This is a genomic window from Bacillus mesophilum (genome assembly GCF_008923265.1).
GTDB lineage: Bacteria > Bacillota > Bacilli > Bacillales > Cytobacillaceae > Cytobacillus > Cytobacillus mesophilum.
Genome location: NZ_WBOT01000012.1, coordinates 35,663 through 48,542, shown reverse-complemented (window position 1 = coordinate 48,542; position 12,880 = coordinate 35,663). Strand labels below are relative to the sequence as shown.

At 33.7% G+C, this 12,880-nt stretch carries 13 protein-coding genes; all 13 read left to right on the top strand.

Annotation, left to right across the window (positions count from 1 at the left end):
* The first annotated feature begins 471 nt into the window (after window positions 1-471).
* The 13 genes from F7732_RS21265 to F7732_RS21210 all read left to right on the top strand — a co-directional run bounded on the left by F7732_RS21265 (window position 472) and on the right by F7732_RS21210 (window position 12,878).
* Entirely contained in the window at window positions 472-846 is a 375-nt protein-coding gene (locus F7732_RS21265; protein WP_151576032.1) for a hypothetical protein, read from the top strand.
* On the top strand, window positions 846-1,538 hold the full coding sequence (locus tag F7732_RS21260; RefSeq protein WP_151576031.1) for a hypothetical protein: 693 nt from the start codon (window positions 846-848) through the stop codon (window positions 1,536-1,538). The genes F7732_RS21265 and F7732_RS21260 overlap by 1 nt, the downstream gene beginning before the upstream one ends.
* Before the next feature lie 7 nt (window positions 1,539-1,545).
* Window positions 1,546-3,681 (top strand): VirD4-like conjugal transfer protein, CD1115 family, encoded by a 2,136-nt coding sequence (locus tag F7732_RS21255; protein ID WP_151576030.1) that lies wholly within the window; start codon window positions 1,546-1,548, stop codon window positions 3,679-3,681.
* Window positions 3,682-3,697: 16 nt separating this feature from the next.
* A complete protein-coding gene (locus F7732_RS21250) occupies window positions 3,698-4,870 on the top strand; it encodes a CpaE/TadZ family protein (RefSeq protein ID WP_151576029.1) in 1,173 nt (390 codons plus the stop codon).
* Window positions 4,871-5,042: 172 nt separating this feature from the next.
* Window positions 5,043-5,693 (top strand): SAF domain-containing protein, encoded by a 651-nt coding sequence (locus F7732_RS21245; protein ID WP_151576028.1) that lies wholly within the window; start codon window positions 5,043-5,045, stop codon window positions 5,691-5,693.
* Window positions 5,694-5,708: 15 nt separating this feature from the next.
* A complete protein-coding gene (locus F7732_RS21240; RefSeq protein ID WP_151576027.1) occupies window positions 5,709-6,854 on the top strand; it encodes a CpaE/TadZ family protein in 1,146 nt (381 codons plus the stop codon).
* On the top strand, window positions 6,854-8,344 hold the full coding sequence (locus F7732_RS21235; protein ID WP_151576026.1) for an ATPase, T2SS/T4P/T4SS family: 1,491 nt from the start codon (window positions 6,854-6,856) through the stop codon (window positions 8,342-8,344). The genes F7732_RS21240 and F7732_RS21235 overlap by 1 nt, the downstream gene beginning before the upstream one ends.
* The gene (locus tag F7732_RS21230) at window positions 8,341-9,288 is read left to right on the top strand and encodes a hypothetical protein (RefSeq protein WP_151576025.1); all 948 of its coding nucleotides are present in this window, start codon (window positions 8,341-8,343) and stop codon (window positions 9,286-9,288) included. The genes F7732_RS21235 and F7732_RS21230 overlap by 4 nt, the downstream gene beginning before the upstream one ends.
* Before the next feature lie 12 nt (window positions 9,289-9,300).
* Window positions 9,301-10,188, top strand: a complete 888-nt coding sequence (locus tag F7732_RS21225) for a hypothetical protein (protein ID WP_151576024.1) — start codon at window positions 9,301-9,303, stop codon at window positions 10,186-10,188.
* 49 nt (window positions 10,189-10,237) lie between these two features.
* Complete coding sequence (locus F7732_RS22735) at window positions 10,238-10,411, top strand: hypothetical protein (protein WP_161598928.1); 174 nt, start codon at window positions 10,238-10,240, stop codon at window positions 10,409-10,411.
* Between the two features lie 71 nt (window positions 10,412-10,482).
* Entirely contained in the window at window positions 10,483-10,869 is a 387-nt protein-coding gene (locus F7732_RS21220; protein ID WP_151576023.1) for a hypothetical protein, read from the top strand.
* Between the two features lie 25 nt (window positions 10,870-10,894).
* Window positions 10,895-11,398: a hypothetical protein gene (locus tag F7732_RS21215; protein ID WP_151576022.1), complete on the top strand. Its 504-nt coding sequence runs from the start codon at window positions 10,895-10,897 to the stop codon at window positions 11,396-11,398.
* Window positions 11,399-11,486: 88 nt separating this feature from the next.
* A complete protein-coding gene (locus F7732_RS21210) occupies window positions 11,487-12,878 on the top strand; it encodes an S-layer homology domain-containing protein (protein WP_151576021.1) in 1,392 nt (463 codons plus the stop codon).
* Window positions 12,879-12,880: the final 2 nt, after the last annotated feature.

Here is a 12,880-nt window from a genome sequence, read left to right as displayed (position 1 = left end):
ACTAGTTTGAATTAGTTTAAACTAGTTTAAGTTAAACTAGTTTGTAATTCCCCCTGATTACATATTCTTTCTGTACGATTGAATCTAATTTGGGATCATTATTCATTTGAAGTGGATTGATTAACTACAAAAATTAAAATGCATTCAAAAGTACAAAACCCAGGTCAAACCCTCAAAAAAATAAGACAAAACGAAACCCCTGAAGAAATTAAAAAACCTAATTTCAAAACCAAAAAATCGAAGGTCAAAATCAAATAATAAAGATCAATAAAAGTCAAAAGCAAAAAAATAAGGCCAAAACCTAAACCTCACACAACGTGCAGGATTAAGAGTGTACTACCGTACACTCGAAAAGTGCTTCGCACTTGGGTTGAAACGGTATACACCTATTGAAAAAAACGTATACTGGATTATGATAATTACTTATAATATAATATTTACAAAGGCTACTAGTGGATATGGAGGTGTGAAATGGTAGCAAAGGCAACTACAACGCCTGTTAAGATCGAAGATCATAGGCATGAGAAAATGAAGGAGTTGGCGAAGAAAAATAACCGTACAATTCAGAATGAATATGCAGAAGCAGTAGATCGGCATTTAGCTGGAAAGTATCAAGAAATGATCCTTGCTGATTCTAAGTTAGAACAAATTTTCACCAACAAGCTTAATAGAGTAGCTGATCGATTAGCAGCCATGTTGAGTACCAATAATATGGATACCAGCACAGTGCTAATGGGGTTGATGCACTTAAACTCAAAAGAATTTGAAAAGGATCGTAATGAAATGTATCAAGCCTATAGGAAAGAAGCTGCAGCTTATGAACAAGCGAAGAGGAATAAGAAATAATGTCATCAAGAGTTTTTATTAAGAACAGGATACCTACAAAGAATGTGAGTACTACCAAGAGAGGTGTTTACTATATCGGAGTTGATTCAAAAGACATCTCGAAAGAGAATCAAAAACAGTGGTTCGGACCTGAAGAGGACTTAATAAAAGATCCTAAACGGTTTGTGGATCGTGTGAAAAATCATAGAGCCTTAAAACATTCTAAAAGTGTAAAGTCGCATCATATGATCTTTTCTCTAAGAAAAATGGATTATGATGCCTACAAGAGAAGTGGGAAGGATTATAAGGATATCATAAGAGCTGTTCTTAATGATTATGAAAAAAAGCACAGTGTTAAATTAGATTGGGTCGCTCACATACATGATACTAATATGGCTGAAAATCATCCGCATTGTCATGTGATTATTAAGGGGGTTAGTGATACGCTGGGTGATCGTGGCCACAAAAGGATTTATATGACGAAGCAGGATATCGATTCAATGAAAAAAGATTTTGACTTAGAGCTTGATCGGCATGCTCAGTATAAATTTATGGAGAGAGAAGATATTCAAACCTTATCAAAAGATTTAGGGAAATCATTTGAATCTGCATTGCAAAACTTAGCATTTGAAGCAGAAAAGAAAAAACGTGAAGGGGAATTAGAAAGAAGCAAAAAGGTCCGCAAAAATAAAGAACGAGGAAGAAGTAGGTGAGGTTGATTTGAAAAAGAATTTTGGTGTGATTATATTTTATTTGTTTGCTGGGTTTGTCATTCTTCCAGTTATTTCATACCATCTAATTGGTATATTGGAAAGAGATTTTACCTTGATGAGTATACAAGATTCCTTGTCTTTGGATTACTTTAAGGAATTATTTACGAGTGCAGGTTTGTACAAAACGTATTTTTCTTTAAACCCAATAAATGTAGCTTGTTGGGGGTTAATTGCATATGCGTTTTTTATGTTTTTTCTTTCAAAGATCGGACCAACTGAAAAAGATGAATTTGAGTTATCAGATGAATATAAATCACATGGTACAGCAAGATGGCAGTATAAGAAAGAAGCAAAGAAAAATTATTATGAAGGCCCTCGCCAGGGATGGTTTTTAGGATCTGTGGACAAGGAGCCATTTAGATTAACTGAAGAGGTAGCAGCGCACGCTGTTGAAAATGAAGCGAAATTAAATATGCAAGTTAATGCCGTAGGGCCACCAGGATCAAATAAAACAACAGGATTTGTATATCCAGCGCTGTTTTACATACCTTTTGCGTACAAAAATTCATCAGAGAAACCGGATATTATTTGTACAGATCCTAAAGGTGAGATTTTAGCTTATACAGGAAATTATTTGAAGGAAAGAAATTATGATGTAAAGATCATTGATTTTTTGCATCTAAAATACGGTGATACTGTAAATCCTCTGCATTATATTAAAGAGGAAGAAGACATAATGAAGATTGCTACAGGATTTGTTGAAGCTGCTGGTATGAAAGATGCAAAGTCACAAAATGCAGATCCTATCTGGGAGCTTGGAGAGGGTTTATTGTTATCAGCTTTGATTTCCTTTGTAATTGAAGTCTTTCCAAAAGAAAGACATACATTTGAAGAGGTTGGTAAGTTGTTAGCTTCTCCTAATATAAGAGATTTTGAAGCAGCTGAAACTTTATTTATCAGACATAATGTGACTGGATATGGAGAAGAACTTTGGAATAAATTTTTAAATTTAGAAGATAAATTGCGTTCAGGTGTAGTTGGTAGTTTATCTATAAAAATGGCCTTATTCTCATTGACTAGGATTAAAAAAATCACTGGATCTAACTCTTTTAACTTTGAGGAAATTGGTAGGAAAAAAGATAAACCTTTAGCAATTTTTATTCAGATGCCTGATGAAGATAGAACATATTCACCAATCATTAATACTATTATTTCTATGATGATTAAAACGATGTATTCAACTGCACGTGAAAGCCATTCTAAGTTGCCGAATCCTGTCTACATGATATTAGAAGAGATTGCTAATATAGGGAGATTGCCTGGTATTGAAGAACAGCTGGGAACAATGAGGGGTCGCAGAATATATCCAATGATGATATGGCAAGATTTGAACCAAATGAGGAAGATGTTTGGAGAAGCATGGGAAGGTATTGTTGCTAAATGTGATACCCAGGTTTATTTAGGGGTTAATGACCAGTTTACTGCTAAGTATATATCTGAAAAACTGGGAAAAACGACAATAAAAATTCAAGGTTCCAGTGAAAAAGGTGGAGGGATAATGTCATCTGAAGGTACTACACATTCGGAAAGTAAAACCCAAAGACCATTGTTATACCCAGATGAAGTTGAAAGATATGACAATGAACGTACTATTGTAATTCAAAGAAGCCGGCAGCCGGTTACTTTCTTTAAAACGCAATATAAGTTTTGGGAAGATGCACATAGAATTGTAGAACCATTAGAATTGCATGAATTACCCTTAATGGATAGATTATTTGAAAATAAAGTTAAATTGGAAACTGAAGAAAAAGAAGCTCTCAAATTGGACAAAGAGGAATTAGTTGCAGGAATGGCAGCTGTAGCTGCAGTTAAGGAGGTAGCTGCAGCAGATGAATCTTTTGAGCCTTCAACTATTGAGCCTTTAGATGATAAATTGGCTGACGAGGAAGTGTTGTATCAAAATATTGATTTTGAAACTGGTGAAATTTTGGATGATGTTATGGAAAATGAATTTATAGACATGAACTTAAATGATGCGTCTCTAGTTGAACCTATTGAAATAGATGAAGAAGATGTATTTGATTTTGAATCAAATATAGATTTTGAAACGGAAATCCAATTGCCGGATAGTGAAATTAAATAATAAGGGTGAGTAAGCTATGAAAATTGTATGTATGCTCAATTCAAATCCATCGTATCAAAGGATTAAAAATAGTTTTGAAGAGCATTCGATTACATGGCAGCATGAAACTGAGTTGGATAATTTAAGAATTACTCTTTCCACGGATTATATTGATTTAGCATTAATTGATCATAGTATTAATCATTTTGACGACATTATTGATTTACTCGAATTCAAGAATGTTAAGATGCTAATTTTTAGAGGTAATTATGATGAAATAATGCCTGATTTGAAACAAAAGGTTAATCAGGTGTTGTTAGAGGAAGAAGAAGATGAACGTGTTTTAGAAACTGATCATTCTGCACATGTAGAAGAATCAAAATATAAAGTCATGACAAGAGAAGTTATAAAGACACAGAAAATTGAGGTTGAGGTAGTAAAAAACCTAGCTAATTCAATTATCTCTGTGGTCAATCTATCTCAAAGAGCTGGATCTTCTTTTATAGCTCAAAATTTAGCAAAAGCTTTCTCAGATGAAGGAAAAGAAATTACCTTGTTTGAGACACCTGTAGGATCTACAGATTATTATTACGCAATGGGATTTTATGATTATGATAAATCTTACTATTCATATCGTGAACATTTGAAGAAGAATGGGAAAATAGATAAACGAAGTCTTCCAGTAGTAAATGGTGTTTCCGTGGCTGTGAACGAGCCGGAGACAAATGATATTGATTGGAATGAAACTGACTCTTTACGGTTGTTGGCCTCTAATTCAGGAATCAGTATATTTGACCTGGGATGGGGTTATAAGGATTCTGTGATTTATGAATTTATAAAAGCATCAAAAACTATCTTGGTGGTTGTAGATCCCATCCCTACCCAAATAGTGCAAAATGAAGAAAGACTCTTAGAATTTGAAAAATTGAAGTCAGAAGGAATGGATGTAAGGTTTGTTTTCAATAAATGGCACGAAACCATAAATGAAAAACGGTTTATTGAAGGTTTCGGAATAGAACCTTTCATGAAGATTCCCTATATTGAACCGGAGATTATTTATCAACAAAATTATAAGACTGCTTTCAATTATTTAATTGAACATGAAAAGGCAGGAAGTCTATTGAGGGATAGCTTGGCTCCGTTGTTAGATGTATATGCTGATGAATCGACTCAGAATGTAAAAAAAAGGAAGAGATTTATATTTTTTTAGACACCTTTATAGGTGTCTATTTTTTATTTTATTTATTATATTTTCTTTTATTATGATATTTACAAATTTTCTTATATAGTTGTATAATACTTACATAGAGTAGTACTTAAAATTTTTTCTCTGAATTTAAAATCTAGTTAATCGGAAGATAAAAGGAGAGATAAAAGAAAGAATGAAGGTAATTTTTAATAAGCAATTTATAATATCTGGCCTGTTTTTTATGTTGTTTGTACTGGCTGTAGTAGCGAATCAATTTGATCTATTAAAGGGTATGACCACTACGCCAGTAGTAATGGCTAAAAGTACCATTGAGAAGGATACGATCATTACAGAGGATCACATCTGGATACACAAGATGCCAAAAGAAATGGTCCAAGAAGGGATGTTTACACACCTGGATCAAGTTGTAGGGAAAACTACAACTCAAATCATTTACACAAATCAGTACATATCAACTACATCGGTAGACCAGTCAGTTTTAAGGCCAACTGCTGAACATGAGTTCTTTCCAATACCGGATTCTTGGCTTGTAGAAAAACAGGGGACTCTTCGCCGTTACGACCTTGTTAATTTAGCAGCAATTACATTGGAGGCTTCAGAAGGTATAAATGCTAGACCTATGACTGAATACATTTTTGAACAAGTACCAGTGGCTTTTATTAAGAATAGTAGAAACGAAGAAGTTACTGGCGTAACTCATGACAATGATCGATTAAACGGGGCGCAGACACCATCTAAAATCGAATTAAGTCTAACGTTGGAGCAATTTAAGGAATTAGAAAGTCTTTACTTAGAAGGATATCGGTTTATCTTAAGCTACTAGAAAGGAGATCAGTCTTTGAAAACAGTCATATTAAAGCCGACAGAAGCACTGAAAAGAATAGCGCTTCTAACACAACAATTTACCAAAACAGTGGAAGTTCATTCGCTTGAAGAGCTTGAACGAGAAAAAAGAATTGATGTAATTCTTTTAGAGCAAAATGAAATGTCTGCTAATGACATTATCTCTTTAAGAGAAAAGTTTATTAATCAAAAAATACTAATACTAACAGAACAAATCGATGCTTTTTTTGAAAAATCTTGCATCACTCATGATGTGCTGCTGCTCTCCATGATGAATAAAGAAAGAGAGTTATTAGACAAAATTCAAAAGACTTGGTTTGGCTTACAAGAACAAACAGAATTCCATAATGTAATCGCGTTTCATGGGACACATAGACAAGTTGGGGTTACACAGCTGGCATTATCAGTAGGTCATACTTTAGGAACGTTCAATCATAAAACATTGGTCATTGGATTAAATCCATATAACCCTGGAGAAGTTCCAACTATGGTTGGAAAGTCAGCTTATTCATTTGAACAGATATATGATCTAATCCAAAGTAATGTCATTTATGATGGCCAAAGTTTATTTCCATACTTAACTCATTTTGATTCATTTTCCTATCTAGTGGGGAATCGAGATTTTTATAAGGCTGGAAGGTTTGAATCAGAACCTGTTGAAAAACTGATCCGTTTCGCTAAAGATTATTTCCAGGTGGTGATCTTAGATATTGGATCATTTTATGACAGCTTTTTACCCCTAACAGGTTTAAAAATGTCAAACACTCACATACTTGTTTCGTCTCAGGACTTTATATCTGTCCAAGAGTACAAAATGTGGAAAGAGCAAGTGCTGAATCGTATGGAATTTTATCCTAAAACAGTTTTTCAAGTTGTAAATAAGTTCGCATCAAAAGCGATTATGACACCTAAGCAAATGGAAGAAAATCATCAACTTCCAATACTTACATTAGTACCATATTTTCCTGAATCTAACGATGCAATATTAGAAGATGGAATATTAAAGATTGCTGAATACACAGCGTATTCAAAGGTAATTGATGGTTTAGCTAAAACAATTTCGACGGAGATCACAGACAAAAAATACAAGAGTGAATCTACTAATTTCTTAAAAGGCTTGTTTAAGAAGGTGAAAAATTAATGAGTTTAAAATTCGGAAATTATGAAGCACCTTCCACCAGGAAATCAATAGATATAAAAACCTTCAGAAAAGAAGATAAAAAAGAGAACATAAAACTTACGGACAACTTCTTTGAAATCTGTAAGCAATCAAAAGAATATGTCTATAAAATTTATGATCAAAAAGTAGAGCAGCGAGCAAATGGTAACACACAGGAAGATTATGTTGATATTTATCACAATGCAATGAAAGGAATACCTGCATCTGTCAATTTAATTAAAAAACACATAGAAGATTTTATAATCGAAAATGGTTTAAGAGATACAGAATTTCCTACCTACTATAAAAGCCTTGTTGATGGTTTATTTGAAGAAGAGTTTGGATGGGGTCCGTTATCTTGCTACCGTTACGAACATGAATCTGAAGGTGCACAAGTCATTGGGACAGATATTAAGTTTAAAAGATCGTGGGGCTGGGAGTTGCAGCCGTTTCAATTTCGAAATCTTGATAAGGTATTTGAGTTAGCTCAACGATTTTCCAATATGGATAATAAAACTCTTTTAAATGAACATAGCAGTCCAGAAAAAGAAACTAGGACATACGATAATATCCGTGTATCCATCATGATTCCAGAAAGAATGCATATGGAACCAGCCATTACATTAAGAAAAAAAGTAATAAAGGAACTTTCTTTTGAAATGCTTGCGAGCTCAGGCACATTACCATATGAATCTATTCCTGTATTTAAAAGTTTGGCTAGGTTCAATGTAAACAGTGTTATAGCTGGCCCTCCTGGATGCGGGAAATCAACCATGCTGCAAACTATCCTTCACCACGCATTGTATGAAATGAGAAACGGAGTTAAACAGCCTGAGCGAATTAATACGGTGTATGCAGAAACAAATCCTGAATGGGATGTAAGGACTCTTCACCCTCGATCAAATTGCTTTCACTTACTTGGGAGAGGTGAGGAGTTTGAGAACATTATCACAGCTTCTATTTTGCGACACGATATCAGCAGAGTTGTTTTAGGAGAAATAAGAGAGCATGAGGTTGGTTTATACAGAAGGGCAAGTTTGCAGGGAATAAAGCAAGTAATGGGTACTTTACATGATCTTGATCCTGTTGAAATCCCTAATATTATGAGTAACCTTTATATGCAGTATTATCCTAATGCAATGAATGCAAAAGATGTATATTATTCCTTTGCTAGAAATCTACACTTCTCAATCTCCATGGATGAATTTTTATTTGTGGACAACGGTACAGAGAGGCTTGAGAAAAAAGTAACCGGCATCCATCTATATAGTATCGATGAAAGAGAAAAAATAAAGCTGCATACAATCATGGAATACGATATTTATAACAAACGTTGGATGTTCAACAGTGAAATTCCTGCCAAGTTTAAACGTTTGGTTGAGAAGTATCACTATCAAGAATTTCAAGTTTTTGTATCTACATTAAAAGATCTTGAAAATAAGAGTTTAGTAAAAACGGAGCAATATATATGAACATAGCATCTGCTGGAACGTGGGTCTCTATTGTTGTATATTTAGTTGGTTTTTTTAGTGTAGTGGGGATTTCATTAAGCCTGGGACTGAATGTACAGAAGTATAAAGAACGACTAAAGATAGATCGGCAATTAAAGTTGCAAAATTACAATAAGGTGTGGATTCAACAAGGTTGGCTTAAGCAATACCACTTATTGCTTAGTTCTGCAATTCCAAAATATCGATTAGATCACTTCTCTAAAATAGTGATCATTCAATTTGTTCTCTTTATTTCTTTATTTGCAGCTCTATACATTGGATTACAGGCGTTTGTATTTGTACTAGCAGTTTCTTTCACGATTGTATATATATTGCCAATATCTTTTCTGTATATAAGGCATAAACAGAAACAGAATACGTTGAAAGAAGAAATGGTTACAGCAGCCATTATATTACTTCAAGAGTACCAAAAAAATCACTACCACATGTTATATGCATTGAAAGCTTTAGTGGATCAAACAAGTGGTCAAAATCAAATTGCTTACGCCAGGTTGTTTGCAAGAATGCATGATAACAATTTTATGAAAGAACTGGCTGCAGAAGAGTTTGCTTTTCAATTAGGACATATTAGAGGTAAGAATTTATCAACTATTATTCTAAAAGCCTGTAAAGATGGGCGCAATGTAATCACATTATTAGAGGATCTAATTGAAGATGTCACTGAATTCAATAAGCGTATAAGAAATGCAGAAACAGAAGCAAGAGAACCAGCATTAATTGGTTACGCTCCATTACCTCTATTAGCAATATTTTATTATATGAACGAAACAATGTTGATCCATGGAGGAAATACATTTCAATATCAGTTTCAAACAGAGCAAGGACTAAGAGCTTTCTTAATTGCTATCGTATTCGGGTTAATGGGTACTGGGTTGGCCTTGGTCGTAAAGAAACCAAGGAAGTAGGGGGTGAGTTGATTGGAGTGGTTTTATCAAAATAGTGATGTTTTATATGTCCTATTAGTTGGATCTCTTCTTTACCTCAGCTATTTATTTCTCCAAAGAGCACAGTTTGATGAACGGAGAAAGAGTAGGTATAGGCGTAAAAATATAATCCGTAAACTGAGTTACCTTCATATGAAGCTACACAATGAAGAGCACGAGCTTTTCTTAAGGCAGAATGGAGTACCAAGTTTTGTAACTAGTGAACGAATTAATACTGTAAGGTTTGGTATCCTGATCATTTTCATTGTAATTGTAATCTTAGAGTTTATAACAAAAATAGATTACATATCAGATATAAACCTTATCTTATGGGTATTAATTGCATTTTGTCTCACACCAAAGAAAAAATATCCTTTGTCTTACTTAATGAAGATAGTGAGACAGAAATATCACAACAATGTTTCTAACGAAATTTATCAGCTTTATAACGAAATAAAATCGAATTTTCAGCTGAATACCAGTAATGCAAACTCATACTATATCATTCAAGAAGTTTTGCCTTACTACTCATATATTAAAGCTCCATTAGAGAAAATGTTGCCGTACTTGGAAAAAAAACAATTGGACAAGGCTTGGGATCTATTCGAGAAAGAAATATCGATCAAAGAAGCTGCCATGCTATCAATTGTAATGAAACAGGTAGAATCCACAACTAACGAACAAGCCTTATTAATATTAGAAAAGAAAAGGCAAGAATTCTCTAATGATCTATATAATCGATACACTGAGTATTTAAGCAGAAAGAAGACTCTGATTTTTATAGCAGTAGTAATTTGTATTCTGCCTGTCTTCTACAATGAATTGGTTGTATTTTTCATGTGGTACAAGGAAGTTATGTCGGTTGGTAATCAAATGGTTTAATCTGTTTGATTTTACAATAAATAAAAAATATCCAGGAGGATGAGAAAAAATGGAAAAGTTATTTATTTTGTTCATGTTGTTACTATTTGCAGTGGTGATTACAAACGGAACAATTTTTGATGAAGGTGGAATTCAATCTGATGCAATTGAAATGAAAAGCAATACACAATCAGTCTTACAAGAAGCTAACACTCAAATGGTGAATTTTGAAGGGAATAAGTAATATCCGTATTAAACTTTATATGGACTCTTAGTATAACTAAGGGTCCATAAATTTTAAGGAGAATGTAATATATGGAAAAGCTTATAGTTTTCATGATGTTACTGCCTTTTTCATTGATTTTACTTTTTCAACCTAGCCTGGATCGTGTGGAGGAAACACGGGAAAAAGTAGTACAGGGAGCCATTCAGAGAGGCGTAGAGAGGGCAGCTGTTGAAGGGTACTTTACAAATGAGAACATAATGGACATGGTAGCAATTCTTTCATTGGTTGGTTATAACGAGGAAGATATAGAATTTGATGTTACTTTAACACCAACACCCCGTGGTGAATATATAGAAGGGGCTATTAAAGTTCCTAATCATTATCAATTTCTATTATTTGAAAATATTATTAGTGGCGATATTACTGAAAAATATCATTATCACTTTGCTAGTAGGATGAGTGAGTATGTTAATTAAAGAAATCGGAGGGTGAGATTTATTATTGGAAAAGTTAGTCATGTTTTTTATAATTGTCGCCTCTACCGTTTACATATGGACAATGGATATAGGAATCTACATTATGGATAGGGGATATAGAACAGTTCAATACAGTTTGGATCATGCTGTACATGATGCAGCATTACAAATAGACAGTAACAGTTTATCTGAAGGAAGTATTAAATTTTTACCAGAATTAGCCGAAAATACCTTTAAAGAGACTTTGCAAAGAAATCTTAATATAGATCAAGACCTCAATCCGATTTCTAACATATTTCTTGAAGGGCCAATAATTATAAAAGATATAGTTTACCTAGATGATAGTTATGTGGTTCCTGAAACAGGGGATGAACTAGAATTCCCTTTTATCTGGGAAGCGAAAGTTAGTGAGGATGAAATATTTGAACGATCCATTTTTGGACCTTCTATAGCTGTAATTGTTGATGCTTATGTGAAGGGGTCAAGTGGCTATGCACCATTTTTGGTGATACAAGAATATAAAGAATAAATAAAATTTTTTTCCTTTAAATAGTGAATAATATATATAAATATATTATAATTATATAAAATATTGTAAAACGAAAGGAAAGATAATTATGAACAAAAAATACTTAGTTTCAGGTGCTTTAGTTTCAATGCTTTTATTTAGTCAAGTCAACGTTTCAAGTGCTTCAAGTAACTTTAGTGATATCCCTAAAACACATGCTGCAAGTACACAAATTGAATATTTAGTGAATGATGGTGTCATTTCTGGGTTTCCTGATGGAACATTTAGACCGGATCAAGTTGTCACAAGAGGACAGTTTGCAGCTTTTGTTGCTAGAGCTTTAGATTTAACCTCTTCAACTGTCACTTTTAAGGACGTAAGCAAAGGGAACTCACTTTATAAAGAAATCAATCAAGCAGCTACGGCTGGCATTATCATGGGTTATAAGGATGGGAATTTTAGACCTGATCAAACCGTATCTAGATCAGATATGGCTGTTATGTTAGATCGAGCAATGCAATTAAAAGGAACCTATACTAAGACCGTTTCATTGCCGTATTCCGATGCTGGGAGCATCGGGGCCTATGCGCTTGAAAGCGTAAAAAGAATGGCTGCTTATGGGGTCATGGAGGCATTACAGAGCAACAGCTTTAAACCTGGCGCAAACGGAACACGTTTGGGTACAGTTATCTCAATTTACAATTTGCTACAGACGATTGATACTAAGCAACCTATAGAAGTTCCTGCAGATAAAAAAGACAGTGACATGACTATGGCTGAATTAAATCAGAAGTATGGTGAACACAAAATCATCGGAAGAACAAGAGGGGATAACAACTTTTATGAAGTTGATTTAGTTGAAAGTTATCACTCATTCTACAAGGATTATACAAGGGATTTTAAGCACTATTTAGAAGGTAATAAGCAAACCTTTGCGCAACAGTATAATGCTTACTATCCATATGAAGAGTTGATTAGTTATAACGGTAAATCATACAAATCTTCAGACTTATACAGAGGGGATTTAGATTTTGTAGATGATGAAATTTTGCCAGAAAATCCAATCGTTGAGTCTCACTTCTCTATAGATATTTCAATGAAAAGTAAAGACAGTGCAACTTATCTAAAAGATACGGTTTTAACAAAGGAAATGGCTAATTTACCAGACCAAAAGAATGGTGATGTCATGGTAGATTTAGAAACACTATTAAAAGAACACTTAGATATTTCGGCTTCTTCTTCAAAATTAGTAATCAAGAATAATGATAAAACAGTAGAATTCACTTCTGATTCTGATAAAGCAGTTGTAAATGGCCAAACATTACAAATGAAAAATACTGTTGAAAAATCAAATGGGAAACTTATGATTCCTATTAGAGAAGCAGCTAATTTAATTGGACTATATACAAGAACCTATACAGGGCTAGATACTAAGTTACCAACAACCCTTACAAGGATTGAACTAGCGAATTTTCAATTGCCTGCTGATTATAAAAGGTAGGG

Bases quoted from the DNA above. Each gene is read 5' to 3' on its own strand.
- F7732_RS21265 (WP_151576032.1), top strand. From the start codon at position 472: ATGGTAGCAAAGGCAACTACAACGCCTGTTAAGATCGAAGATCATAGG.
- F7732_RS21260 (WP_151576031.1), top strand. From the start codon at position 846: ATGTCATCAAGAGTTTTTATTAAGAACAGGATACCTACAAAGAATGTG.
- F7732_RS21250 (WP_151576029.1), top strand. From the start codon at position 3,698: ATGAAAATTGTATGTATGCTCAATTCAAATCCATCGTATCAAAGGATT.
- F7732_RS21245 (WP_151576028.1), top strand. From the start codon at position 5,043: ATGAAGGTAATTTTTAATAAGCAATTTATAATATCTGGCCTGTTTTTT.
- F7732_RS21235 (WP_151576026.1), top strand. From the start codon at position 6,854: ATGAGTTTAAAATTCGGAAATTATGAAGCACCTTCCACCAGGAAATCA.
- F7732_RS21230 (WP_151576025.1), top strand. From the start codon at position 8,341: ATGAACATAGCATCTGCTGGAACGTGGGTCTCTATTGTTGTATATTTA.
- F7732_RS22735 (WP_161598928.1), top strand. From the start codon at position 10,238: ATGGAAAAGTTATTTATTTTGTTCATGTTGTTACTATTTGCAGTGGTG.
- F7732_RS21220 (WP_151576023.1), top strand. From the start codon at position 10,483: ATGGAAAAGCTTATAGTTTTCATGATGTTACTGCCTTTTTCATTGATT.
- F7732_RS21210 (WP_151576021.1), top strand. From the start codon at position 11,487: ATGAACAAAAAATACTTAGTTTCAGGTGCTTTAGTTTCAATGCTTTTA.